A 25,690-nucleotide genomic window follows, 5' to 3' on the forward strand; every position below is an offset into this window, starting at 1 on the left:
CATTCATCTACCTTAGGCAATAAGCAAGGGTGGTAGGCGATGAGCGTGGATGTCGAACTGGTGCTGGCCGGCAAGATCGGCTTCGCGGCGCGCCAGAACGCGGTGCCCGTGCTGCGTGAATTGCGCCTCACCCACAGCGGCCCCGAACCCCTGGCCGACCTCAGTCTCACGGTGACGGCGGAACCGGCCTTCGTGGTGCCGCGCACCTGGCACCTGGAGCGCCTGGATCCCCAGGGCACCCTCCATCTCGACGATCGCGACCTCGAATTCGACGCCGCCCTGCTCGGCAGCCTGCAGGAAAGCCTGGTCGCCCAACTGACCTTCACGGTGCGCCAGGGCGATACGATCCTGCAGACGCGGCGTTATCCGGTCGAGCTGTTGGCGCGCAACCAGTGGGGCGGCGTGGACAGCATGCCCGAGCTGGCGGCGGCCTTCGTCATGCCCAACGATCCGGCGGTGGAGCTCCTGCTGGGCGCCGCCGCCGAGGTCTTGCGCCGCGCCGGCAAGCCCACGGCGCTGGATGGCTACGAGAGCGGCTCGCGGCGGCGTGTCTGGGAACTGGGCTCGGCGCTATGGTCGGCGCTGTGTGGTCTGCAGCTGACCTACGCGGTGCCGCCCGCCAGCTTCGAGCGCCAGGGCCAGAAGATCCGCACGCCGGGCAGCATTCTCGACGGTGGCCTGGCCACCTGCCTGGATCTCGCCCTGCTCGCCTGCGCGGCGCTGGAACAGGCCGGCCTCAATCCGCTGTTGGTCATCACCCACGGCCATGCCTTCGCCGGGGTCTGGCTGCAGCCCCAGGAATTCGCCCAGCTGCTCACCGACGACGCCGAGCCGGTGCGCAAGCGGGTGGCGCTCAAGGACCTGCTGGTGTTCGAGACCACCCAGGCCACCGCCTCGCCGCCGCCGTCCTTCAGTCAGGCCATGCAACTGGCCGAGCGGCAGCTGGACGACGAGTCATTCGTGCTGGCCCTGGACGTCCGCCGTGCCCGCCTGCAACGCATCCGTCCGCTGGCGGTGCCGGGTCAGCCCGCCAGTACGGCGGATGGCCTACTGCTGCCGGGCGAGGCGCTGGAGGAAGCGCCGCCGCTGCCGGCCTTCGACGTGGACGTCGAGGCGGCGCCCACCACCCCCGTCGGCCGCCTGGCGCTCTGGCAGCGCAAGCTGCTCGACCTCACCACCCGCAATCGCCTGCTGCACGTGCCGGACAACGCCCGCAGCGTGCCCCTGCTCTGCCCCGAGCCGGCGGCGCTGGAGGATCGCCTGGCCGAGGGGCGCGCGCTACGCCTGGTGCCGCTGCCGGACCTGGCGGTGAGCGGGCGCGATGCCGTGCTGCACGAAGCCCGCGAACACGAGAATCTGCAAGAGGAATACGCCCGCGGCGCCCTGGCGCGTGGCGAGGTGGTCGCCCCCCTGGATGCGACCAGGCTGGACGCGGCCCTGGTGGAACTCTATCGCCGCGCCCGCAGCGATCTCGACGAGGGCGGCGCCAACACCCTCTACCTGGCGCTGGGCTTCCTGCGCTGGAAAAAGGCCGCCGACGATCCCAAGCACTACCGCGCGCCGTTGATCCTGCTGCCGGTGCGCTTGGAACGCCAGAGCGCCGCCAGCGGCATCACCCTGCACCTGTTCGAGGACGAGCCGCGCTTCAACCTGACCCTGCTGGAGCTCCTGCGCCACGACTTCGACCTGGACATCCCCGGGCTCGACGGCCCGCTGCCCGGTGATGGCAACGGCATAGACGTGGACGGCATCTGGAACAAGGTGCGGCGGGCGGTGCGCGACCTGCCCGGCTTCGAGGTCAGCGGCGACTTGCTGCTCGGCCAGTTCTCCTTCGCCAAGTACCTGATGTGGAAGGACCTCACCGAGCGCAGCGACCAGCTCCTGGAAAGCCCGTTGGTGCGCCACCTGCTGGAGCGCACCACGGAATCCGGCGCCTACCTCAGCGGCGACAGCTTTCCCCGCGAGCGCGAACTGGATCGCCAGGTCACCCCGGCCGAGCTCTTCACCCCGCTGCCGGCGGATTCATCGCAACTGGCGGCGGTGCTCGCCTCGGCCGGTGGCCAGGATTTCGTGCTCGACGGCCCGCCCGGCACCGGCAAGTCCCAGACCATCGCCAACATGATCGCCCACAACCTGGCGCTGGGTCGGCGGGTGCTGTTCGTCGCCGAGAAGCGCGCGGCGCTGGACGTGGTGTATCGCCGCCTGGAGGCCCAGGGGCTTGGCGAGTTCTGCCTGGAACTGCATTCGAGCAAGGCCTCCAAGGCCGAGGTGCTCAAGCAGCTGGAGCGCGCCTGGGATACCCGCGACGGCCTCGACGAAGAGGAATGGCTGGTCGAGGCCGCCGAGGTGGAACGCCTGCGCGATCGCCTCAATGCCGTGGTCGAGCGCCTGCATCGGCGCTGGCCCAACGGCCTGACCCTGCAACAGAGCATCGGTCGGGTACTGCGCGACGCCGCCCCCGATACCCCGCGCCTCGCCTGGTCCCAGGCCGACGCCCACGACGCCGAGGGCCTGGCCGAGTTGCGCAACGCCGTGCGGCGCCTGGCCCTGCACGCCGAGACCGGTCGCAGCCTGGCGACGGATTTCGCCCTCCTGCCAGCCCATCCCTGGTCCAACGCCTGGCAGGATGCCCTGGTCAGCGCCGCCGAACGGCTGCGCGAGACCCAGCACACACTCCAACAGTCTCGCCAGCGGCTGCGCGAGGTGCTTGGCCTGCCACTGGCCGAACAGGTCGCGCCCCGGCGCCTGCTGGACTTCGCCGAGCTGCTGCAGAGCGCCGCCGGCCAGGACCTGGGCTTCGCCTTCGGCCACGGTGCCGGCGAGCGCCAGCGTCAGTTCGGCCGCGCCCTGGAGTTGCTGCGCGACTACCAGGCACTGGAGCGCGAGCTGTCGGTGCCCTATGCCGCCGAAGCCTGTCGCCGCGTCGCCCTCACCCAGTTGGAAGGGGCCTGGGACGCCGCCGGGCAGCGCTTCTGGATCTTCGCCAGCCGCGCCCAGCGCCAGGTCACCCAGGACCTCGCCCGCCAGGGCGAAACTCAGGGCCAGCCCGATGTGGCGGCCGACCTACCACGGCTGCGCCGCCAGCGCGCTCTGCTCACCGAACTGGACGAGTTGGCGCCGACCCTGGCCGGCATCGGTGGCTGGCAGGGCGTCACCAGCGACCTGGAGGCCCTGCTCGCCCGCCGCACCCTGGCGGAAAGGCTGAGCGCGGCGCTGCCGACCCTGGCGGAAACCCCCGAACAGCTGCTGGCCCTGCGCCAGGCGGCGGCGCGCCGGTTGCAGCATCCCGAGGACCAGCCGGAAGACACCACCCTGGCCCCGGCCAGCGGTGCCTTCGCCGAGGCCCTCGACGCGGCCGAAGCCGCCCGCCAGGCATTCGCCGCGCAGGCGGGATTGGCCGGTGACACCGCCGCCGAGCTGGTGCGTACCGCTGCCGCGCTGCTGCGTCAGCCGGGTCGCCTCAAGGCCTGGTGCGACTGGCAGCGGGTCCGCGAAGAAGCCGAGGCCCTCGGTCTGGCCACTCTGATCGCGCGCGCCACGGCCGCTTCGGTCGAGGACCTGGCAGCCCTGTTCGAGACCGCCTATGCCCGCTGGTTCGCCGCCACCGCGCTGGACGCCGAGCCGCTGCTGCGCGACTTCGTCCCCGCCGAGCACGAGAGCGATATCCAGGCCTATCGCCGGCTGGACGACCGCCTGCAGACCCTGGCCGTGCGCCATATCCGCGCCCGCCTCTGTGGCGAGCTACCGCCGAAGAACGACGCGGCGCGCCAGGGTGGCGGCTTCGCCGTGCTCAAGCACGAATTGCAGAAGCAGCGCCGGCACAAGCCGCTGCGCCAACTGGCCCTGGAAATGGGCGATGCCCTGGCCCGGCTGGCGCCCTGCATGCTGATGAGTCCGCTGTCCATCGCCCAGTACCTGCCGCCGGACGGTGGCCTGTTCGACCTGGTGATCTTCGACGAAGCCTCGCAGATCGCTCCCTGGGACGCGGTGGGCGCCATCGCCCGCGGCGTGCAGGTGGTGATCGCCGGCGACCCCCGGCAGATGCCGCCGACGCGCTTCTTCGACCGTGCCGCCGGCGAGGACGACACCGCCGAGGACCTGGAAAGCATCCTCGACGAATGCCTGGGCGCCGGCATCTACAGCCACAGCCTCAACTGGCACTACCGCAGTCGCCACGAGAGCCTGATCGCCTTCTCCAACCACCACTACTACGACGGCCAGCTCATCACCTTCCCCGCCCCGGAGATCCGCCCGAGCGCGGTGGAGTGGCGGCGGGTGGACGGCGTCTACGCCAAGGGCAAGGGGCGCCACAATGCCCTGGAAGCCCAGGCCATGGTCGCCGAGGCGGTCAAGCGCCTGCTCGATCCGGCCTTTGCCGGCCTCAGTCTGGGCATCATCACCCTCAACAGTGAACAGCAGCGCCTGGTCACCGACCTGCTCGACCGCGCGCGCCAGCAGCACCCGGAGATCGAGGCGCACTTCGCCGAAGACCTGGCCGAGCCGGTGGTGGTGAAGAACCTGGAAACGGTCCAGGGCGACGAGCGCGACCTGATCATGCTCGGCATCGGCTTCGGTCCCACCGAGCCCGGCGCCAATACGATGTCGATGAACTTCGGTCCCTTGAACAAGGACGGTGGCTGGCGCCGCCTCAACGTCGCCGTGACCCGGGCACGACGGGAGATGCTGGTGTTCTCCTCCTTCGATCCGGGATTGATCGACCTCAACCGCACCAATGCCCGCGCGGTGCGCGATCTCAAGCTGTTCCTGGAATTCGCCCAGCGCGGCCCCCAGGCCCTGGCCGCCGCAGTCAAGGGTTCGCTGGGCGGGCACGATTCGCCCTTCGAGGAAGCCGTGGCCCAGGCGCTGGAGGCCAAGGGCTGGCAGGTGGTGCCGCAGATCGGCGTGTCGCGTTTCCGCATCGACCTGGGCATCGTCCATCCCGATCGCCCGGGCGACTACCTGGTGGGCATCGAATGCGACGGCGCCACCTACCACAGCGCCGCTACCGCCCGTGACCGCGACAAGACCCGCAGCGCCATCCTCCAGGGACTCGGCTGGACGCTCCTGCGCGTCTGGTCCACCGAATGGTGGATCGACCGCGCTGGCGCCACCGAGCGGCTGCACGGGGAGATCGAGAAGCTACTGGAGGCGTCACGGGCGGAGGTTTGAGGTGGCTCCCTATTGGGCTTCGCTACGCTCAACGACAACCTAAGGTGTGGTGCGTAGGTTGAGCGTAGCGAGTCGGATGTCTTGGTGTGTGGTAACCCTCACCACGGCCCTCTCCCCACGGGAGAGGGGGCGGTTGGGTCCGGCGTGGGGGGTGGCTTTTCCCCTGGTATCGCGATGCCAAGGCGTCCGTAGCGTGGAAAACCGCGCCGCGTTTTCCACTGATGAACTGCACCTAGACGTGGATAAGGCTGCGCCGTTATCCACCCTACGCGGCACGCCTGCTTTCGTAGGTTGACGCTGAGGCTCCATCGCCGAAGCCCAACAATTCCAGGCATCAAAGGATGTTCAACGGATACTCGGTGATCAGCCGCGTCTCGGCCACGGTGCCGCCAGTGCTCTGGCTACCCGAATGCCAGGCCTGGCGCAGGCGGAAGCTGAGGTCCTTGGCCGGTCCGCTCTGCAGGACGTACTTGGCCTCCAGGTCGGTCTCGTGCTCCTTCTCGCCATCCCCATAGAGACCGGCATAGGCCGAATCGGCGGCCACGTGGGTGCCGTCGATGCCACTGCCGCGGGTATGCCGCACCATCAGGCTCAGGCCCGGCACGCCGTAGCTTTCCAGGTTCAGGTCGTAGCGCGCCTGCCAGCTGCGCTCGCCCGGGCCGTTGAAGTCGGAGAATTGCATCGAGTTGCCGAGCAGGATGGAATCGCCGAAGGAGCCCGGTACCGGCGCACCGAAGACCGCGTAGTCGAAGGGTTCGTCACCGTGGACGCGCTGGTGGACCAGGGTGAAGGTATGGGCGCCGGTCTGGAAGGCGGCGGCCAGCGACCAGGCGGTGTTGTCGATGCTGCCGGCCTTGGCGCTGCCGGCATCCAGGGTGCGGTAGAGGTTGCCGTCGAAGGTCAGGCTCTGTTCGGCGGCCAGGGGCACCACGTAGTTCAGGTTGCCGTAGTACTGGTCCCAGACATCTTCGAAGTGCCCGGTGTAGAGCGAGGCACTGAGGTGATCGCTGAATTTGTAGACGCCACCGGCGTAGCTCGCGGAGGAGGCTTCGACCCCGGCGTAGCCCGCGTAGATGCCCCCGTCCGAGCTGGTCATGCGTGGCGCCGTGCCGGCGGTGAAATGGCCGCCCTCCAGCAGCAGGTGATCGACCTCCTGGCTCACCAGGCTCCAGCCGCGGGCGGTCTGGGGCAGCAGCCAGTTGCCGCCCGCCGCCAGTACCGGCGCGGTGGGTTGCTGGTCGCCGTACTTGAGCACGGTGTTGGAGACCCGCAGCTTGACCGCCGCCCCGCCCCGGCTGAATTCGTCGCGCTGGCTGCCGTCGCCGTCCACCGGCAGGTTGGGTGTGTTGGCGTGGCCATCGCCGCCATCCAGCTTGAGCCCCAGATAGCCGAAGGCATCCACGCCAACGCCGACGGTGCCCTGGGTGAAGCCCGAGGTGTAGTTGAGCAGGAAGGCCTGGGTCCAGCTACGCGGATCACGGCTGTTGCGCGGTTCGGCGCCATGGCCGTCGCCTTCGTTCTGACGCAGGTAGTAGTAGTTGCGCAGCAGCAGGGTCAGGTCGCCGTCCTCGACGAAGCCCTTGGCGTCGGACTGCTGGCTGGCCAGGGCGGCGCCGGTGAAGAGCAGACCGGGCATACCCAGCAGCCAGGCACCGTGGCGGGCGAAAGGAGCAAACATTGACAGCTTCATGGGCACCTCACTCGCGGGATCTCAGCGTTGAAATCGTTAGGTCACGAACGAGTTTGCCAGCTGTTGCCCTCGCCTACCACTTGGCTGCCCCTGTCATCGTTCAGCAATGTGACTATGCTCCGGTGAAACGTCCTTTCTCGCCTACCGAGACCTGCCATGCCCGCCCAAGCCCCCGTCGTCGATCTCGCCTACCGCCCTCGCCTCGCCGATCTGCGTCCGCTCCTGCCCGAAGCGGCCAGCGGACTGCGTGGCGGTCCAAGAATCACCCCCGCCGCCGACTTGGCGGATCGCCAGGGCTATAGCGCCGATTTCCTCGGTGGCTTCCCCGTCCCCTGGCCCCGGCCGAGCGCGGCCCTGGCCGCCGATGTCTATCCGCTGCCCACCACTGCCGACCGCCTGGACTACACCCATTTTTCCGTGACCCTGTCTCGCAGCCGACGCCTGGCGCTGTGGGTGGGCGTCAACATCGACGGTGACCAACCGGTGGAAGTACCGCGCAGTCGCGATACCTGGGCCTACGACGGCCGGGTGCCGCTGGACGCCCAACTGGGCGACGACCTCTATGCCGACAACCTGCTCGACCGTGGCCATCTGGTGCGCCGCCAGGACCCCAACTGGGGAACCGAGGCCGCCCAGGCCAACCGGGATACCTTCCACTTCACCAACTGCGCACCACAGATGGCTGCCTTCAACCAGAAGACCTGGCTGGAGTTGGAGGACTACATCCTCGACAACACCCAGCGCTGGCAGGCGCGGGTGACGGTGTTCAGCGGACCGGTGTTGCGCGCGGACGACCGCCACTACCGCGAGGTCCAGATTCCCGAAGCCTTCTGGAAGGTGGTGGCCTTTCTCGGCGACGACGGCAAGCCCTCCGCCAGCGCCTACCTGATCGACCAGCGCCGCGAGCTGGACGCCCTGTCCATCGCCTTCGGCCGGCTGCGCACCTACCAGTGCAGCGTGCTGCGCATCCAGCAGTTGACCGACATCGATTTCGGCGCCCTGGCCGACTACGACGGCTTTTCCAACGAAGAGCGCGCCACCGGCAAGCCGGTCGAACGGGCCATCTTCGGCCCGGCCGATATCCGTCTCTAACCGGGTTGGACGCATGGGCGCGGCGCGCTGTTACGCACGCCCAGCAGCGCCAGCAGGATCACCCCGGCCAGATACAGTTCGGCGGCGCCCGCCAGGCCGAGCCGAGGTACCAAGGTGCTGACCGCCAGGGCCGGCAGGCAGAACGCCAGGTAGCTGAGCACATAGAAGGCCGCCAGCAGCCCGGCGCGCTGGTCCGGTTCGGCCAGGGGCAGCAGGCTGCGGGTGGCGCCGAGAAAGCCGCTGCCGAAGCCGACCCCGGTGACCAGGGTCCCCAGGGCGAAGAGCCCGAGCTGGCCGCTGACCACCGCCAGCCAGAGCAATGCCGGCCCCGCTACCAGGGTAACGGCGCCCAGGCGCAGCAGCCGGGCGGGCGGCCAGCCGCGCAGGCCATGCAGACAGGCCGCACCGGTCAGGGTCAGGCCGGCCACCACCCCGCCGCCGACCAGGATCGAGGTGGTACCGGTGGCTGCCTTGATCAGCCCCGGCATCAGCGACAGATAGAAACCGCCCACCGCCCAGACCGCCAGCTCCAGCGGCAGCACCCGCCATAGCATGGCGCGCGCTTGCGGGGGTACCGCCAGCCGCGGACGCAAGGCGGTGAGCAGTCCTGGTCGCGGCGCCAGCGTATCGGGCAGGCGCAGCAGCAACAGGCCTTGCAGTACGAAGAGCAGCAGGAAGAGGCGATAGACCAGTTGCAACGGTGCGGGCGCGAATTCCACCAGTAGGCCACAGCCCAGGGCACCAACGGCCATGCCCAGCAAGGGTGCCAGGCTGTTCAGCCAGGGCCCGCGCTCGCGATCCACGTCGAGCAAGGCGGCGCCCAGGGCGCTGGTGGCGATCCCGGTCGCCAGCCCCTGCACGGCCCGGGCGAGCACCAGGTCCGCTAGACCCTGTGCCTGATGGAACAGCAACATCGACCCGGCTTCCAGCACCAACGCCCCCAGGATCACCGGGCGCCGTCCCAGGTGGTCGGACAGCCGCCCACCCACCAGCAGGGCGGCCAACAGGGTGAAGGCATAGACCGCGAATACCCAGGTCAGCCAGAAGGTCGAGAACCCCCAGGCGTGCTGGTAGCTGGCATAGAGCGGCGTCGGCGCACTGGACGCGGCCAGAAAGGTGAGGAGCAAGGCACCGAGCAAAGTCAGGCGTGCCCCGGAAGACGCTGTCGCTAAAGTCATGGCCTCTGCCTTAAAGCTAATTAATTGCTTTAAAGCCTGAGCCTTTCCGGCAGCAAAAGCAATGCGTTTGCGTTAGGACAGCGGTATCCTGTCGGTATGACCAGCAAGCAAGCCCGCCCCGGCGGCCGCAGCGCCCGCGTTCAGCAAGCCATCCACGACGCCGTCCTGGCGCTGTTGCAGGAACAGCCGCGCGACTCCCTGACCGTTCCCTTGATCGCCGCCCGCGCCGGAGTTACCCCTTCCACGCTCTACCGCCGCTGGGGCAATCTGCCCAGCCTGCTGGCCGACGTCGAGCTGCAGCGCCTGCTTCCGGATCAGCCACCGGAGGATACCGGCAGCCTGAGAGGCGATCTCGAGCGCTGGCTCGAACACTATGTCGACGACATGGCCTCGACGCCTGGCCAGGCCATGCTCAGGGATGCCCTGGCCGCGACCGACCCCGGCTGCGCGGTGCGTTGCACCGAGCCGACCCGGGAGCGCCTGGAACTCATGCTCGAACGTGCCCAGGCGCGGGGCGAGTCAGTGCCTAGCCTGGATACCCTGATGGATGGCCTGGTCGCCCCACTGGTCTATCGGACGCTGTTTCGCGCCGAGCGCCCCGATCACCAACTGTGCCAAAGCCTGCTCGCCCGAGCGTTGCGTCCGGACGACTAACGCCAATCCATATCTAAGAGCCTGTTCAAAATCTGCTGCACGTCGGCCAAACGGCGTTGAAAATGGCTTCGGAATGCTCATTTACCACTCGTAAACTCCGCTTCCTCAGCCATTTTCGCCTTGTTTGGCTCTAGCTCGCGAGATTTTGAACAGGCTCTAAGAAACGACGATGCCCGAGCCTTCCGGTTCGGGCATCGCCTCGCTCGTTCAGCGCGGCTGAAACGCTCGGTTAGACAGCGACCACCTTGTTGGCCGGCTGGGTACGACGACCCAGGGCCCCACCGAGGGCGCCGACGACCCCGCCCACGATCAGGCTGATCAGCAGGATCCAGCTGGCCTGGGAGACCTTGCGAGCGGCCACGTCAGCGGCTTCACGGGCCTTCTGCTCGGCCTGGGCCTTGAGCTCCTGGTACTTGGCATAGGCCTGCTGGTAGGTCTGCTGGGCCTTGTCGACGATGGCATTGGCCTCGGCGTCGCTCTTGCCGGTACGGGCCTTGATCAGATTGACCAGGGCCTGGCGGTCGGCGGCGTTCCAGGCCTGGTCGCCACGCTGCTTCAGGCGATCCAACAGGGCAGTCAGCTGGTCATCGGTCTGCTGGGGGTTGTTGGCACTGTTCTGCGCGGTGTTCTTGGCATCCTGCTCGGCGCCCTGGGCCTGCTGCTGGAGATTCTCCGGCTGCAGTTCCGGCTTGCCGGTCTGGCGCAGCGCGGTTTCCAGCTCGTTCTGCACATCGTTCAGGTCGATGCCCTGCTGGCGCAGTTGATCCTGGACCTGGTTGGTCAGGGCTGGGGCCGCCTGGGAGATGCCGCTGCCGATCATCGACAGGCCACTGCCGGCGACGTTGAGGCCGGTACGCACCACGCCACTCACGGCGCTGGACACCAGATAGACGCTGACCAGGGTCACGCTGGCCCAGACCAGGATGCCGTGCAGGGCGCCTTCGCGCTGGGCCAGGCGGCCGGCGACCCAGGCACCGACGAACACCGAGATGGCGGCGCTGATGCCGACCCAGATACCGGTGCCCTTGCCCAGGCCGTCCAGCGGATTGGCTTCCTGCTGCGGATCGATGGAAGCCGAGCCGATGGCGGTACCCAGCAGGCTGAGTAGCAGCGAAACGGTCAGGGCGATCACCACACCAGCGATGATCGAACTCCAGGAGATACGCTTGAGCAGCGGCGCGGTGGCGGTAGCCGGGGCGACGTAGGCGGCAGAGGGACGGTCGTCATAGGACATGGCAGGTGCTCCATAAGGGACAGGGGAAACTTATTGTGGTAACGGATGGAGTCCGTCCCTTCCACTCAAGTTCCCACAACAGCACCCCAGAGCCGTTGCCAGGCCTTTTCAGTTGCCCAGCAGGATATCCAGCAGCAGTTTCACGTTCAGCACCACGATCAGGCCGGCCACCGCCCAGGCCAGCACCGCGGTGATCCGGCCGATGACGAAGGAGCCCATCAGTTGGCGATCCGACACGAAGCGCACCAGCGGAATCACCGCGAAGGGCAACTGCATGGACAGCACCACCTGGCTCAGCACCAGCAGCTTGGCCGTGCCGCTTTCTCCATAGAGGCCGGTCACCACCACCACCGGGATGACGGCGATGCCGCGGGTGATCAGCCGTCGTGCCCAATCCGGGATGCGCAGCGAGAGGAAGCCTTCCATGACGATCTGCCCGGCCAGGGTCGCGGTGACGGTGGAATTGATGCCCGAGGCCAGCAGCGCCACGGCGAACAGCAGCGAGGCGATGCCGACGCCCAGCATCGGCGACAACAGGTGGTAGGCGTCCTGGATCTCGGCCACATCGGTCCGGCCGGCGCTGTGGAACACCGCCGCCGCGGTGATGAGGATGGCGGCGTTGACGAACAGCGCCAGCATCAGCGCCAGGGTGCTGTCGGCGACCGCCCAGCGCAGCCCCATGCGGCGGCCCTCCTCGGTACGCGGATAGGCGCGGGTCTGCACGATGGAGGAATGCAGGTAGAGGTTGTGAGGCATCACCGTGGCGCCGATGATGCCGATGGCCAGGTACAGCGCGGCCGGGTTGGTGACGATCTCCGCCTTGGGCAGGAAGCCGTCGAGCACCGCGGCGAGGGGCGGCTGGGCCAGCGCCATCTGGACGCCGAAGCAGACGAAGATCAGCGTCAGCAGGGCGATGACGAAGGCTTCCAGCCAACGGAAGCCACGATTCATCAGCAGCAGGATGAGGAAGACGTCCAGCGCGGTGAGGATGGCGCCCCACATCAGCGGGATGCCGAACAGCAGGTTGAGGGCGATGGCGGTGCCGATCACCTCGGCCAGGTCGCAGGCGATGATGGCGATCTCGCAGGCGATCCACAGCAGCAGGCTCACTGGCCGCGAATAGCGGGCCCGGCAGGCCTGGGCCAGGTCCAGCCCGGTGGCGATGCCCAGGCGCGCGGCCAGGGCCTGCAGCAGGATGGCCATCAGGTTGGAGAGCAGGATCACCGACAGCAGCAGGTAGCCGAATTGCGCGCCGCCGGCCAGGTCCGTGGCCCAGTTGCCCGGGTCCATGTAGCCCACCGAAATCATGTAGCCCGGCCCGAGGAAGGCCAGCAGCCGGCGGAACCAGGAGCCATCCTTGGGCACCGGCACGCTGGCATTCATCCGCCCCAGACTGGGTCGGGTGGGAGCGGAAGGCTCCTGCCAGGCGGGCTCGACGTAGCGGGCGGATTCTTTCATGTCTGGCTCGTGCGGCAACAGGTAACTACCCTTTGGAGAATTTAGCCTAGGCTAAAATTCACACATCCAGCAATAAAAAATCTCTATCTCGTCTCTCCATAACGCCCATTGGTAAAGGAAACTTTGGTATTCGCCCGCAACTCGGTCAAAATGGCGCCCGAACGGCCCGTCGGGTCGCACTGCTCTTGCGGAGAAGGTCATTCAGGTGGGCAACATGACTAAGGACGACGAACTGCTGAATCGGTTGGTCGATCCATCCATTCACATGGAAGGTTTTCAACAGGTCCGCGAGGCGCATCGCCAGGAGCTGATCGAAGACTACGTCGAGCTCATCTCGGACCTCATCCGTGACGGTGGCGAAGCGCGCCAGGTCGACATCGCCGCGCGCATCGGCGTGGCCCAACCGACCGTGGCCAAGATGCTCAAGCGCCTGGCCACCGCCGGCCTGATCGTGCAGCGGCCCTATCGTGGCGTCTTCCTCACCCCCGAAGGCGAGGCCCTGGCCGAAGCCAGCCGGGCGCGCCACCACGTGGTGGAGACCTTCCTGCTGAGCCTCGGCGTCGACGCCGATACCGCCCGGCGCGATGCCGAGGGCATGGAACACCACGTCAGCGAAGCCACCCTGGCCGCCTTCCGCCGCTTCATCGCCAGCCAGCAGGGCTGAGCCGCCAAGACCACGGTCGGAAGTCGCTCCACTCCCCCTTAAGAAAATCCCGGCGCCGTCGAAGTAGTGGAAGTCTTACCTTTCCTTCTGTCGGTGCCCTGCCATGTTCAATCGCCACCTCAAGACCGAGCTCGCCCAACTGCGCGCCGAGGTCGCCGAATTGCATCAGTTGCACGCCGGCTTCGAAAGCCAGGCGCTCAGCCTCACCCTGGATGGTCAGGGCAACGTCGAACGCGTCAACGAACGCTTCTGCCGGGAACTGGGCTATCGCCCCGAAGCCCTCACCGGACGGCCGCTGGATGACTTCATCCCCGCTTACGTGAAGCAGTTGCCCTGCTACCGCGACCTCAAGAACGCCCTCAACCACGGCACCCAGACCAGCGGCATGTACCGCCTGCTGCGGGCCAACGGCGAAGAGGCCTGGCTCTATGCGACCTGGCAGCCGCTGCGCGATGCCCAGGGCCGCATCCACAAGACCATCTGCTACGCCAACGACCGCACCGAACAGGTGGAAACCGCCACCGAGCACGCCGGCCTGATCAACGCCCTGCTGCGCTCCACCGCGGTCATCGAATTCAACCTGGCCGGCGAGGTGCTCACCGCCAACGACCGCTTCCTGCAAGGCATGGGCTATTCCCTGGCGCAGATCCAGGGCAAGCACCACCGGATGTTCTGCACCAGCGAGGAAGCCCATTCCGCCGAGTACCAGGCGTTCTGGGCGCGGCTGAACCGGGGTGAATTCATCGCCAGCCGCTTCAAACGCCTCGACAGCCATGGCCGCACGGTCTGGCTGGAAGCCTCCTACAATCCGGTGCTCAATACCCGCGGCGAGCTGTACAAGGTGGTCAAGTTCGCCACCGTCATCACCGAGCAGGTCGAGCAGGAGCAGGCCGTGGCCGAGGCCGCCAAGGTGGCCTTCGACATCTCCCAGCAGACCGACGAGAGTGCCCGCCAGGGCGCCGAGGTGGTACAGGACACCGTGGCGGTGATGCGCAAGATCGCCGAAGAGCTGCAGGTGGCCTCCAACGGCATTGAGGCCCTCGGCGAGCAGTCGCTGGTGATCAGCACCATCGTCAAGACCATCAGCGGCATCGCCGAACAGACCAACCTGCTGGCGCTCAACGCCGCCATCGAGGCCGCCCGGGCCGGCGAACAGGGCCGTGGCTTCGCCGTGGTGGCCGACGAGGTGCGCCAACTGGCCGGCCGCACCAGCAAGGCCACCGAGGAAATCGTCGGGGTGGTGCAGCAGAACCAGCAGCTGGCGCAGACCGCCGTGGCCAACATGGCGGCGAGCAAGCACCAAGCGGAACAGGGGCTGCAACTGGCCAACGCCGCCGGCAGCCGTATCACCGAGATCCAGGACGGCGCCCAGCGCGTGGTCGGTGCCGTGGGCCAGTTCGCCCGTCGGCTGAACTGAGTCCGACGCCCAGCGGCGGTGGCGGCTCCCCCCGCCCCGCCTTCAGTTACGAAATCTCTGAAGTAAGTTTTTGCCGCCGCCTATTCAATGGCGGTCCCGCCCCCCGCAGAATCGCTCACGGCACCTAGCCACTAGAGCTGCGGCCTCCGCTGTCCCTTGCAACTGCCCCATTCGATCCCGCCACCTGGGAGGCCGTTGCCCGCATGAAACTTGACCTCTTCCGCAGCCTCTGGGGCCACGCCGAACAGCGTGACCGCGCCTGCCGCGAAGCCCGCGCCGCCGGCTTTACCGGCATCGAGGCGCGGTTGCCGCAGACCTCGGCCGAACGCCACGCGCTGCGCACCCTCCTCGCCGGCGAAGACCTGGCCTACATCGCCATCCTCTTCACCGGCGGTGGCGTGCTGCCCGACCAGGGCCTGACCCCGGCCGAGCACCTGCGCGACCTGGACCGCCAGCTCGACCAATCCGCCGAACTCGAACCGCGCTTCGTCAACGTGCTGGCCGGCAACGATCGCTGGTCCACCGCGCAGCAACTGGACTTCCTCGGCCAGGCCCAGGAAATCGCCCGGCGCGGTGGTCACCTGTGCAGCTTCGAGACCCACCGCGCACGTTGCCTGGCCACCCCCTGGGTCACCCTGGAGATCGCGCGCCAACTGCCGGAGCTGCTGTTCACCACCGACATCAGCCACTGGGTGGTGGGCTGCGAACGGCTACTGGACGATCCCACCGACGACCTCGCCGACTTCATCAGCCGGGTCCACCACATCCAGGCCCGGGTCGGCTACGACCAGGGCCCCCAGGTGCCCCACCCCGCCGCGCCGGAATACGCCCGCGAGCTGGCCTTCCACCAGCGCCACTGGGAAGCGGTGTGGCGGAGCCAGCGCGAGCGCGGCTATCCGGTCACCACCCTCACCCCCGAATTCGGCCCCGACGGCTACACCTTCCGCCTGCCCTTCACCGGCATGCCCATCGCCGATCTCTGGGACCTCAACCGCTGGATGGCCGACACCCAGCGCGAACACTTCCTGCGCTTTCTCCACCACGCCTAAGGAGCCCACCATGCCAGACGTCCAAGACGCCGCCTTCCAGACCATCCCCGTGGTGGACATCGCCGGCCTGTTCAGCACCGACCTGGCCGAGCGCCAGGCCGTCGCCGCCGAGCTGGGCCAGGCCGCCCGCGAAGTGGGCTTTCTCTACATCCGCAACCACGGCCTCGACCCGGAGCTGATCGACGGCCTGCGCCAGGCGGCGCGGGACTACTTCGCCCAGCCGCTGGCGGCCAAGATGGACCACTACATCGGCAGCTCGGCGTCGCACAAGGGCTTCGTGCCCGAGGGCGAGGAGATCTACGGCACTGGCAAGCCCGACCACAAGGAAGCCTTCGACGTCGGCTTCGAGGTGGCGGCGGACGATCCGCTGGTGCTGGCCGGCACCCCGCTGCTGGGCCCCAACGCCTGGCCGACCCTGCCTGGCTTCCGCGAGAGTGTCCAGGCCTACTACGCGGCGGCCTTCGCCCTCGGCCGCCAGCTGTTCCGCGGCTTCGCCCTGGCGCTGGACCTGCCGGAAGACACCTTCGACCCCCTGGTCAGCCGGCCGCCGTCCAAGCTGCGGCTGATCCACTATCCCTTCGACGCCAGCGCCGAGGATGCCCCCGGCATCGGTGCCCACACCGACTACGAGTGCTTCACCATCCTGCTGGCCGACCAGCCGGGCCTGGAGGTGATGAACGAAGCCGGCCAGTGGATCGACGCCCCGCCGCTGGACGGCGCCCTGGTGGTGAACATCGGCGACATGCTGGAGGTGATGACCGCCGGCGCCTTCGTCGCCACCGCGCACCGGGTGCGCAAGGTCAAGGCCGAGCGCTACTCCTTCCCGCTGTTCTACGCCTGCGACTACCACACCCGCATCGCCCCGCTGCCGCAGTTCGCCGCGGGTGCCGCGGGCTACGAGGCCCTGGCCATCGGCGAGCACATGTGGAGCCAGGCGCTGCAGACCTACCGCTACCTGCGCGCCAAGGTCGCCGCCGGCGAGCTGGCCCTGCCGGAACGGGCGCGCAAGACGTCCAGCTTCGGCCACCTGAAGAATCACGCCTGACCATAACGACAACCACCGGAGCATCCCCATGAATATCCTGCGCAAAACCCTGAGCGTCATCCTGTTGGGCAGCCTGGCCTGCGCGGCCCAGGCCGAGGTCAAGACCGTCACCCCCGGCGTGCTGAAGGTCGGCATGGACATCACCTATCCGCCCTTCGAATCCTTCGACGGCGACAAGGTGGTGGGCTCCGATCCGGACTTCGCCACTGACCTGGCCAAGCAGCTGGGACTCAAGGCCGACTTCGTCAACACCGAGTTCGCCGGGCTGATCCTGGGCCTGAAGTCCAACCACTTCGATACGGTGATCTCGGGCATGTACATCACTCCGGAACGCACCGCCCAGGCCCTGGCGATCCCCTATGCGCGGACCGGCGCGGCCATCATGACCAAGGCCGGCGGCGCCCAGGCGCCCAAGGTGCCGGAAGACCTCTGCGGCCTGAAGGTCGGCCTGCAGCGCGGCACCACCTGGGTCGGCAAGCTGCAGAAGCTTTCCGCCGACACCTGCGTGCCCCAGGGCAAGGGCGCCATCGCCGTGAGCGAGTTCCCCTCCGCGCCGGAAGCCACCCAGGCCATGCTGGCCGGCAACGTGGATGCGCAAATGGAGATCGGCGGCGCCGCCAGCCAGATCGTCGAGCGCTCCCGCGGCCGGGTGCGCATCACCTCGCCGGAGCTGGTGTACAAGGAGACCCTCGGCATCTACCTGCGCAAGGACAACGAGGCCCTGAAGCAGGCCCTCGAGGAAGCCTTCGCCAAGGTCCGGGCCTCCGGCGACTACGCTGCCCTGCTGAAGAAGTACAACCTGGAAGACGCCCCGGCGAACTGAGCGAGGAGCCGAGCCGCCGCGGCCCCTGCCGTGGCGGCGACGCCTGGTGATCCCCATGCAATTCGATTGGCCCTACTTCTTCTCGTTGTTCTCCCTGCCGGCCTTCTGGAAGGCCTGCGTCACCGTGGTCCAGCTCAGCGGTCTGGCCTGGCTGATCGGGCTGGCGCTGGGCTTCCTGGTGGCCTCGGCGCGGCTGCACGGACCGGCCTGGCTACGCTGGCCCCTGGGCGGCTACATCTGGTTCTTCCGCAGCGTGCCCCTGCTGATGCTGGTGGTGTTCGTCTACAACCTGCCGCAGCTCCTGCCCATGAGCGGCCCGCTGCTGTCGAATCCCTTCATCTCCGGCCTGCTGGCCCTGGTGCTCACCGAAACCGCCTACATGGCCGAGATCCATCGCGGCGGCCTGCTGGCCGTGGCCAAGGGACAACGCGAAGCCGGGCGCGCCCTGGCCCTGGGGACGCTGAACATCCAGCGGTTGATCGTCATCCCCCAGGCCCTGCGCATCGCCCTGCCCACCCTGATCAACGAATACATCACCGTGGTCAAGCTGACCTCGCTGATCTCGGTGATCTCCCTGACCGAGATCCTCAAGGTCGGCCAGCAACTCTATGCCGCCAACTTCCTGGTGCTGGAGACCCTGGCCGCGGTGGCCGTCTACTACGTGCTCATCGTCACCCTGTTCGGCTGGCTGCTGCAGGCGCTGGAACGCTACCTGGACCTCGGCCGGCGCCGCCCGGGTACCCTCGACGGCCCCGCCGAAGCCGCCCTGAGGGCCGGCTTGCCCAAGGATGCCGGCCCACGCTTCCCCGCCCCCCGCCCGGGCGATCCGCCGGTGCTGGAGCTGCGCGGCGTGCGCAAGCGCTACGGCGCCCAGGAGGTGCTCAAGGGCATCGACCTCAAGGTCGGCCGGGGCGAGGTGCTGGCGCTGATCGGCCCCTCGGGCTCGGGCAAGACCTCGCTGATCCGCACCCTCAACGGCCTGGAAAGCCTGGATGACGGCGAGATACTGCTGTTCGGCGAAGGCTTCATCCGCGCCGGCGAGCGCACGCCCCGGCGGCGGCTGCGCGAAGGGCTGCGGCACCTGGGCATGGTGTTCCAGGGCTTCAACCTCTTTCCACACCTGACCCTGCTGGGCAACGTCACCCTGGCGCCACGCCAGCAGCGCGACGCCCAGGCGGGCGAACTACGCCAGCGCGCCCTGGCGCTGCTGGACAAGGTCGGCCTGCTGGCCCATACCCACAAGTATCCGCACCAGCTCTCCGGCGGCCAGCAGCAGCGGGTCGCCATCGCCCGCGCCCTGGCCATGGCGCCGGACATCATGCTGTTCGACGAACCCACCTCGGCCCTGGACCCGGAGCTGGTGGGCGAGGTGCTCAAGGTGATCCGCACCCTGGCCGACGAAGGCATGACCCTACTGATCGTCACCCACGAGATGGACTTCGCCCTGTCCATCGCCGACCGGGTGATCTTCATGGAAAACGGCGTAATCCACACCGACGCCACGCCCGAGGCGATCCGTCAGGGCCACTGCGATCCGCGCATCCGCCAGTTCATGGGCCTGACCGCCCCGGCCACCGAGACGCTCGTCACCGAGGAGATCCCGACATGAGCCTCCCCGAGCTGCGTCCCGGCGAATGGCAGGCGCGCTGCGAACTGGCCGCGCTGTACCGGCTGATCGCCCACTACCGCATGACCGACCTGATCGACACCCACATCACCCTGCGCCTGCCGGGGACGAGCGACCTCTTCCTGATCAACCGCTACGGGGTGCCCTTCGAACGCATGACCGCCAGCGACCTGGCCCTGATCGACCTGGATGGCCAGGCGCAGCCCGGGCCCTTCGGCGACCAGTTGGTCAACGTCGCCGGCTTCGTCATCCACTCGGCGATCCACGCCGCCCGCCCGGACCTGCACTGCGTGATCCATACCCACACCGCGGCCGGCATGGCGGTGGCCGCCCAGCGCGACGGCCTGCTGCCGCTCACCCAGCATGCCCTGAAGTTCTATGGCCACCTGGCCTACCACACCTACGAGGGCATCGCCCTGTCGCTGGACGAACGCGCCCGTCTGGTCGCCGATCTGGGCCCGCACAAGGCGATGATCCTACGCAATCACGGCCTGCTGGTGGGCGGCGCCACCCCGGCGGAAGCCTTCCACGAGATCTATTTCCTGGAGCGCGCCTGCCAGGCCCAGGTCCAGGCCCTGGCCGGCGGGGTGCCGCTGCACCATCCCAGCGAAGCCGTCTGCCGGCACACCGCCGCGCAATTCCAGGCCGATGGCGCCGAGGGCCTGATCGACCTGGCCTGGCAGGCGGCGCTGTCGCTGATCGAGGACCAGCGCCCCGACTGGTGTCGCTAGCCCACCACCGCGTGCCGTCGTCCCAGCAGTCCCACGGCCGCCAGGGTCACCCCCAGGCTGACCAGCAGGCACAAGGCGAGTAGGCCGCGAGCGCCCCAGTGTTCCCGGGCCAGGGCGTAGCACCAGGGCGCCGCCGCCGAGAGCAGGAAGCTCGGCGCCAGGAGCTTGCCGGTCAGCCGGGCATAGAGGGCCCGGTCGAACAACTCCAGCGGCAGGCTGGCGCGCAGCACCGCCACCAGGCCATTGAGGGCGCCGTAGAGAAAGACGAAACCGGCAGTGAGGCCGAGATGGCCTTCGCTCGCCAGGGCCAGGGCGAAGCTGAGCGGCAATCCCAGGCCCAGCAACAGATTGAGTTGACGCGCCGCCAGCCGCTGCCCGGAGGCCAGCTCCGCCAGCCGCGCGCAGACCTGGCCGATGCCCCAGAGCGCCGCCACCCCCACCGGCACGCCGCGCTCGGCCAGCAGCGCCGGCAGATGGGCCGATAAGCCCGCCGACAGAAAACCGATCAGCGCCATACCCGTGGCGAACAGCACCCCCGCCAAGCGTGGCGAGGCGTCGCCCGTCAACGCGGGCAGCGCGGCACTGGGCAGTCGCCCGCGCACATTGGGCAGCGGCAGCAGGAGCACCAGACCAGCCAGGGCGATACCGGCGTAGACCACCAGCCCCAGACGCCAACCCAGGGTCTCCAACAGCCAGTGCCCCAGTGGCCAGAACACCGCCGAGGCCAGGCCACCGAGCAGGGTGATGCGTACCATCACCGCCCGTGAGCGCTCACCGGCCAACCGCGCCAGGGTAGCGAAGGCGGCGTCGTAGAGCGACAGCCGCATGCCCACGCCCAGGACCACCCAGGCCAGATAGAAGAGCGGCGCCGAGTGCGCGGCGGCCAGCCCCAGGCAGCCCAGGGCATCCAGCACCAGGCCGAGCTGCAGGGTCCGGCAACCACCCAACCGCTCGATCAGCGCACCACTGAAAGGCGAGACCAAGCCCATGGTCAGCATCGCCAGGGAGAAGCCGCCGTAGACCCAGCGTGCGTCCCAACCCAGCCCCGCCGCCATCGCCGGTCCGTACACGCCCGGCAGGTAGAAGGCCAGCCCCCAGGCCAGCAGCTGCATCAGGCCCAGCTGCCAGATGGCGCGGTCGCTCGGCATCGGCGTCATCAGCGGCTGCCCGGCGTGCGATCACCCTCGCCCAGGCTGAGCTGCATCAGCACCGAATCGAGCCAGCGGCCGTGCTTGAAGCCCACCGCCTCGAAGGTACCCACCGCGCGAAAGCCGAGGCGGCGGTGCAAGGCGATGGACGCCTGGTTGGCGCTGTCGCCGATCACCGCCACCAGCTGCCGAAAGCCCGCTGCCGTGCAGCCTTCGATCACCTGCGCCAGCAATCTCTGGCCGATGCCCTGCCCACCCAGGCCGTCACGCACGTACACCGAATCTTCCGCCGTGTGGCGATAGGCCGGGCGCGGTCGATAGAGCGTGGCACAGGCATAGCCCACCACCTCGCCGTCCAGCACCGCCACCCGGTAGGGCAACCCGGCCGCGCGCACGGCGGCCAGGCGCCGGCCCAGTTCCGCCGCGTCGGGTGGCTCCACCTCGAAGCTCGCCGAGCCGTGCAGCACGTGGGGGGCGTAGATGGCCTGGATGGCGGGGAGATCGGCGGGGGTGGCGTCGCGCAGTTGCAGAGCGGTGTTCACGAAGGTTGTCCATCCAGGGAGTCGAAGAGGCGATCATGCCGGGACGAGTAGCCAAAGATAAAGCTATGCTCCGTTATCCCTCGTATAAGTGAAACCTTGGCATGGCCGAGCTCAATCTCACTCAGTTGCAGACCTTCGTCCAGGTGGTCGCCACCGGCAGCTTTTCCGCCGCGGCTGATCGCCTGGGGCTGAGCCAGCCGGCGGTGAGCCTGCAGATCCGCCAGCTGGAACGGCGGCTCGGCCTCAAGCTGCTGGAGCGTCTCGGCCGCAGCCTCAAGCCCACCGCCGCCGGTACCATCCTGCTGGACCATGCCGAGCGCATCCAGGGCACCGTGGACCAGGCGCTGCAGGCCCTGGCCAGCCACGGCGAGACCATCACCGGACGGGTCGCCATCGGTACCGGGGCCACCGCCTGCATCCATCTATTGCCGCCACTGCTGGGCCAGTTGCGCCAGCGCTTCCCCCAGCTGGACGTGCGCGTCAGCACCGGCAACACCCTGGATGTGCTGCGCGCGGTGGAAGACAACCGCCTCGACCTGGGCCTGGTCACCCTGCCCGCCAGCGGCCGCAACCTCCAGGTGGAGTCGCTGCTGGACGACGTCTTCGTCGCCCTGCTGCCACCGGCCAGCCCCCTGCCGCAGCGCCCCCTCGCCCCGCAGGACCTGGCCGAGACGCCGCTGCTGGCCTTCGAGACCGGCAGCAGCACCCGCTTATTGATCGATGACTGGTTCCGCCGCGCCGGCCAGGCCAGCCGCCCGGTGATGGAGCTGGGCAGCATCGAGGCGCTCAAGGAACTGGTGGCCGCCGGCCTCGGCTACAGCCTGGTGCCGGGCATCGCCGTGGCCACCGAGCATCATCGCCACGGCCTGCGCGTCCAGCCCGTGGCACCGCCGCTGACCCGCACCCTCGCCCTGGTGCTGCGCCGCGACAAACCCCTGAGCCGTGCCCTGCAGCAGGTGCTGGAGGCCCTGCGCCAACTGCGCAACTGAGCGGGGCTCGACCGGGAACCAACGCTGCGGTATCTTTCGATGATTCAACGATCCTTGTATTATCGAATCATGCACGAAGCCCTCGCCGTATCCGCCCTCGCCGCCCTCGCCCACACCCAGCGCCTGCGGGTCTTTCGCGCCCTGGTGGTCGCCGGGGTGGATGGCCTCACGCCCAGCCAGTTGGCCGACCAGCTCGGGGTCGCGCGCAGCAACCTGTCCTTCCACCTCAAGGAGCTGGCCACGGCCGGTCTCGTCAGCGTGGAGCAACAGGGGCGCAACCTGATCTATCGCGCGGCCTATGACCAGATGAACGCGCTGCTCGGCTATCTCACCGAACATTGCTGCGCCGGCGCCGACTGCGCGGTCCGCGACACCGCGCGTTGCTGCTGATCCCCTTCGACCGCTGCCTACCGAATCCACCGCCAGGCCCATCATGAACAGTCCGTCCGCCTGCCCACCGGCAGCTCCCCACCTGAACACCTTCGAGCGCTACCTCAGCCTCTGGGTCGCGCTCTGCATCCTGGCCGGCATCGCCCTCGGGCAGTTGGCGCCAGGCCTCTTCCGCGCCATCGGTCGGCTCGAAGTGGCTCAGGTCAACCTGCCGGTCGGGCTGCTGATCTGGATCATGATCGTGCCCATGCTGCTCAAGGTGGACTTCGGCGCCCTGGGCCAGGTCCGCCGGCACTGGCGCGGGATCGGCGTCACCCTCTTCGTCAACTGGGCGGTCAAGCCCTTCTCCATGGCGCTGCTGGCCTGGCTGTTCGTGCGCCAGCTCTTCGCCGCCTGGCTGCCGGCGGACCAACTGGACAGCTACATCGCCGGCCTCATCCTCCTGGCAGCGGCGCCCTGCACCGCCATGGTCTTCGTCTGGAGTCGTCTCACCCAGGGCGACCCGCTGTTCACCCTGTCGCAGGTCGCCCTGAACGACACCCTCATGGTGTTCGCCTTCGCCCCCATCGTCGGCCTGCTGCTGGGGCTGTCGTCGATCGCGGTACCCTGGGCCACCCTGCTGCTCTCGGTGGTCCTCTACCTGGTGCTGCCGGTGCTCCTCGCCCAGCTCTGGCGCCGCGCCCTGCTGCGCCGGGGCCAGGCCACCTTCGAGCGCACCCTGGCGCGCCTGGGCCCGCTCTCCATGGCGGCGCTGCTCGCCACCCTGGTGCTGCTGTTCGCCTTCCAGGGCGAGGCCATCCTGGCCCAGCCGCTGGTCATCGCCCTGTTGGCGGTGCCCATCCTGATCCAGGTGCTGTTCAATTCGGCGCTGGCCTACTGGCTGAATCGGCTGGTGGGCGAGGCGCACAGCGTCGCCTGCCCCTCGGCGCTGATCGGCGCCAGCAACTTCTTCGAACTGGCCGTGGCCGCCGCCATCAGCCTGTTCGGCTTCCACTCCGGCGCCGCCCTGGCTACCGTGGTGGGCGTCCTCATCGAGGTACCGCTGATGCTGCTGGTCGTGCGCCTGGTGAACGGCTCGCGCGCCTGGTACGAAGGCGGAGCTCCCTCCTCTCGTCGAGACCGGTCATGACCAGCGCCATCACGATCTACCACAACCCCGCCTGCGGCACCTCGCGCAACGTGCTGGGCCTGATCCGCAACAGCGGCGTCGAGCCCGAGATCATCCACTACCTGGAGACCCCACCCGACCGGGCGCAGCTGGAACGGCTGATCGTCGCCCTGGGCATTCCGCTGCGCGACCTGCTGCGGCAGAAGGGCACGCCCTATGCCGAGCTGGGGCTGGACGATCCGCACCTGAGCGATGCCGAGCTGATCGCCGCCATGCTGCGCCATCCCATCCTGATCAACAGACCCATCGTGGTGACGCCCTTGGGCACCCGACTCTGCCGTCCTTCGGAGCAGGTACTGGAGATCCTGCCCGATCCGCAGCGCGGCCCCTTCGTCAAGGAAGACGGCGAAGTGGTGGTACCTCCCGTGACGCCGCATAGCTGAGCCGGGCCGCCATGCAGCAGGCCCCTCGCGACCACGGCAGCCCCTGGCAGGTCTTCCTGATCTTCCTGCGCCTGGGCTGCACCAGCTTCGGTGGCCCCATCGCCCACCTCGGCTACTTCCGCCAGGCGTTCGTCGTCCGCCGCCGCTGGCTGGACGAGGCGGCCTATGCCGAGCTGGTCGCCCTCTGCCAACTGCTGCCCGGCCCCACCAGCAGCCAGGTCGGCATGGCCCTGGGCCTGGGCCGTGCCGGGGGCTGGGGCCTGCTGGCGGCCTGGCTCGGCTTCACCCTGCCCTCCGCGCTGCTGCTGATCGGCTGCGCCCTGGGGCTGGCGCGGTATCCACAACTGGCCGACTCGGGCGTCGTCCACGGCCTCAAGGTGTTCGCCGTGGCGGTGGTGGCCCAGGCGGTATGGAGTATGGGGCGGTCGCTGTGCCCGGATGCCCGGCGCCGCGCCCTGGCGCTGATGGTCGCCGGCCTGATGCTCGGGCTGCCCGGGGTGGCCGGACAGCTGCTGGGGCTGACCCTGGCCGCCCTGGTCGGGCGCTTCCTGCTGGCGGCGCCGACCACCCCGCCGGGCCTGGGCCAGAGCCCTGGCCTGTCCCGCCATTACGGCGGCCTGGCCCTGGTGCTCTTCGCGCTGCCGCTGCTGCTTCTGCCGCTGTGGACGGCGCTCACCGACGCGCCTGGGCTCTCTTTGGCAGAAGGCGTCTACCGCGCCGGCGCCCTGGTGTTCGGTGGCGGCCACGTGGTGCTGCCGCTGCTGCAGGCAGTGGTGGTGCCCAACGGCCTGGTCAGCGATGCCCAGGTGCTGGCCGGCTACGGCCTCGCCCAGGCAGTGCCCGGCCCGCTGTTCACCTTCGCCGCCTACCTCGGCGCCTTGGTCCCCAGCGCGCTGCCGGCGTGGCTGAACGGCCTGGTCTGGACGGCACTGATCTTCCTGCCCGGCGCCCTCGTCCTGCTGGCGACCCTGCCGTTCTGGCAGACCCTGCGCCGGCACCAAGGCTGGCAGCGCGCCCTCGCCGGACTCAACGCCGGCGTCGTCGGCCTGCTGCTCGCCGCCCTCTACGATCCGGTCTGGACCGGTGCCATCCACGGCCCCGTCGACCTGCTGCTGGCCCTGATCGCCCTGGCGCTGCTGCTGAGCACGAAGGGGTCGCCCCTGGTGGTTGCGCTCTTCGTCGTATTCGCCAGCGCCCTGCTGAACTTTTAGCAAACGACCGTTTGGCGGCGTGCCACTA

General features: G+C 68.7%; 21 protein-coding genes. 15 read left to right on the forward strand and 6 right to left on the reverse strand.

Annotation, left to right across the window (positions count from 1 at the left end; genetic code table 11):
* Positions 1-39 precede the first annotated feature (39 nt).
* The gene (locus RND78_RS11070) at positions 40-5,169 is read left to right on the forward strand and encodes a DUF4011 domain-containing protein (RefSeq protein ID WP_312728720.1); all 5,130 of its coding nucleotides are present in this window, start codon (positions 40-42) and stop codon (positions 5,167-5,169) included.
* A 334-nt stretch (positions 5,170-5,503) separates the two neighbouring features.
* Here RND78_RS11070 and RND78_RS11075 read toward each other — a convergent pair whose 3' ends face one another.
* Positions 5,504-6,805, reverse strand: a complete 1,302-nt coding sequence (locus RND78_RS11075) for an OprD family porin (protein WP_312728858.1) — start codon at positions 6,803-6,805, stop codon at positions 5,504-5,506.
* Between the two features lie 210 nt (positions 6,806-7,015).
* On the opposite strand from RND78_RS11075, the gene RND78_RS11080 reads away from it, so the two are divergent.
* Positions 7,016-7,951 carry a DNA/RNA non-specific endonuclease gene (locus RND78_RS11080; protein WP_312728722.1) on the forward strand — a complete coding sequence of 312 codons (936 nt, stop codon included), beginning with the start codon at positions 7,016-7,018 and terminating at the stop codon, positions 7,949-7,951.
* On the opposite strand, the gene RND78_RS11085 is transcribed toward RND78_RS11080, so the two are convergent.
* On the reverse strand, positions 7,948-9,129 hold the full coding sequence (locus tag RND78_RS11085; protein WP_312728724.1) for an MFS transporter: 1,182 nt from the start codon (positions 9,127-9,129) through the stop codon (positions 7,948-7,950). The two genes, RND78_RS11080 and RND78_RS11085, sit on opposite strands and share 4 nt — an antisense overlap.
* Positions 9,130-9,225: 96 nt before the next feature.
* Here RND78_RS11085 and RND78_RS11090 point away from each other — a divergent pair, with 96 nt between their 5' ends.
* The gene (locus RND78_RS11090; protein ID WP_312728726.1) at positions 9,226-9,783 is read left to right on the forward strand and encodes a TetR/AcrR family transcriptional regulator; all 558 of its coding nucleotides are present in this window, start codon (positions 9,226-9,228) and stop codon (positions 9,781-9,783) included.
* Positions 9,784-10,012: 229 nt separating this feature from the next.
* On the opposite strand, the gene RND78_RS11095 is transcribed toward RND78_RS11090, so the two are convergent.
* A complete protein-coding gene (locus RND78_RS11095) occupies positions 10,013-11,017 on the reverse strand; it encodes a hypothetical protein (protein ID WP_312728727.1) in 1,005 nt (334 codons plus the stop codon).
* A 108-nt stretch (positions 11,018-11,125) separates the two neighbouring features.
* Positions 11,126-12,475 carry an Nramp family divalent metal transporter gene (locus RND78_RS11100; RefSeq protein WP_312728729.1) on the reverse strand — a complete coding sequence of 450 codons (1,350 nt, stop codon included), beginning with the start codon at positions 12,473-12,475 and terminating at the stop codon, positions 11,126-11,128.
* Positions 12,476-12,689: 214 nt separating this feature from the next.
* Between RND78_RS11100 and mntR the strand changes: the two genes are divergently transcribed.
* From mntR to RND78_RS11135, 7 genes are all read left to right on the forward strand, one after another.
* On the forward strand, positions 12,690-13,139 hold the full coding sequence (mntR, locus tag RND78_RS11105) for a manganese-binding transcriptional regulator MntR (RefSeq protein ID WP_059225834.1): 450 nt from the start codon (positions 12,690-12,692) through the stop codon (positions 13,137-13,139).
* 103 nt (positions 13,140-13,242) lie between these two features.
* On the forward strand, positions 13,243-14,556 hold the full coding sequence (locus tag RND78_RS11110) for a PAS domain-containing methyl-accepting chemotaxis protein (RefSeq protein ID WP_312728731.1): 1,314 nt from the start codon (positions 13,243-13,245) through the stop codon (positions 14,554-14,556).
* Between the two features lie 203 nt (positions 14,557-14,759).
* The gene (locus RND78_RS11115) at positions 14,760-15,605 is read left to right on the forward strand and encodes a TIM barrel protein (protein WP_312728733.1); all 846 of its coding nucleotides are present in this window, start codon (positions 14,760-14,762) and stop codon (positions 15,603-15,605) included.
* A gap of 10 nt (positions 15,606-15,615) precedes the next feature.
* The gene (locus RND78_RS11120; protein WP_312728735.1) at positions 15,616-16,650 is read left to right on the forward strand and encodes a 2-oxoglutarate and iron-dependent oxygenase domain-containing protein; all 1,035 of its coding nucleotides are present in this window, start codon (positions 15,616-15,618) and stop codon (positions 16,648-16,650) included.
* A 28-nt stretch (positions 16,651-16,678) separates the two neighbouring features.
* On the forward strand, positions 16,679-17,473 hold the full coding sequence (locus RND78_RS11125) for an ABC transporter substrate-binding protein (RefSeq protein ID WP_312728737.1): 795 nt from the start codon (positions 16,679-16,681) through the stop codon (positions 17,471-17,473).
* A 55-nt stretch (positions 17,474-17,528) separates the two neighbouring features.
* Positions 17,529-19,082, forward strand: a complete 1,554-nt coding sequence (locus RND78_RS11130; protein WP_312728739.1) for an amino acid ABC transporter permease/ATP-binding protein — start codon at positions 17,529-17,531, stop codon at positions 19,080-19,082.
* Positions 19,079-19,831 (forward strand): class II aldolase/adducin family protein, encoded by a 753-nt coding sequence (locus RND78_RS11135; RefSeq protein ID WP_312728741.1) that lies wholly within the window; start codon positions 19,079-19,081, stop codon positions 19,829-19,831. Before RND78_RS11130 ends, RND78_RS11135 begins: the two co-directional genes overlap by 4 nt.
* On the opposite strand, the gene RND78_RS11140 is transcribed toward RND78_RS11135, so the two are convergent.
* Together RND78_RS11140 and RND78_RS11145 are read right to left on the reverse strand one after the other, a co-directional pair.
* Positions 19,828-20,988 (reverse strand): MFS transporter, encoded by a 1,161-nt coding sequence (locus RND78_RS11140; RefSeq protein WP_312728742.1) that lies wholly within the window; start codon positions 20,986-20,988, stop codon positions 19,828-19,830. The genes RND78_RS11135 and RND78_RS11140 overlap by 4 nt on opposite strands.
* Positions 20,988-21,521, reverse strand: a complete 534-nt coding sequence (locus RND78_RS11145; RefSeq protein ID WP_312728744.1) for an N-acetyltransferase family protein — start codon at positions 21,519-21,521, stop codon at positions 20,988-20,990. The genes RND78_RS11140 and RND78_RS11145 overlap by 1 nt, the downstream gene beginning before the upstream one ends.
* Positions 21,522-21,622: 101 nt before the next feature.
* Between RND78_RS11145 and RND78_RS11150 the strand changes: the two genes are divergently transcribed.
* The 5 genes from RND78_RS11150 to chrA all read left to right on the forward strand — a co-directional run bounded on the left by RND78_RS11150 (position 21,623) and on the right by chrA (position 25,662).
* Complete coding sequence (locus tag RND78_RS11150) at positions 21,623-22,510, forward strand: LysR family transcriptional regulator (protein WP_312728746.1); 888 nt, start codon at positions 21,623-21,625, stop codon at positions 22,508-22,510.
* Between the two features lie 69 nt (positions 22,511-22,579).
* Positions 22,580-22,900: a metalloregulator ArsR/SmtB family transcription factor gene (locus RND78_RS11155; protein WP_312728748.1), complete on the forward strand. Its 321-nt coding sequence runs from the start codon at positions 22,580-22,582 to the stop codon at positions 22,898-22,900.
* Between the two features lie 43 nt (positions 22,901-22,943).
* Entirely contained in the window at positions 22,944-24,029 is a 1,086-nt protein-coding gene (gene arsB, locus RND78_RS11160) for an ACR3 family arsenite efflux transporter (protein WP_312728750.1), read from the forward strand.
* Positions 24,026-24,451, forward strand: a complete 426-nt coding sequence (gene arsC / locus RND78_RS11165) for an arsenate reductase (glutaredoxin) (protein WP_312728751.1) — start codon at positions 24,026-24,028, stop codon at positions 24,449-24,451. The genes arsB and arsC overlap by 4 nt, the downstream gene beginning before the upstream one ends.
* A gap of 11 nt (positions 24,452-24,462) precedes the next feature.
* Entirely contained in the window at positions 24,463-25,662 is a 1,200-nt protein-coding gene (gene chrA / locus RND78_RS11170; RefSeq protein ID WP_312728752.1) for a chromate efflux transporter, read from the forward strand.
* Positions 25,663-25,690 lie beyond the last annotated feature (28 nt).

This window comes from Pseudomonas oryzihabitans, assembly GCF_032027545.1.
GTDB classification, from domain to species: domain Bacteria; phylum Pseudomonadota; class Gammaproteobacteria; order Pseudomonadales; family Pseudomonadaceae; genus Chryseomonas; species Chryseomonas oryzihabitans_F.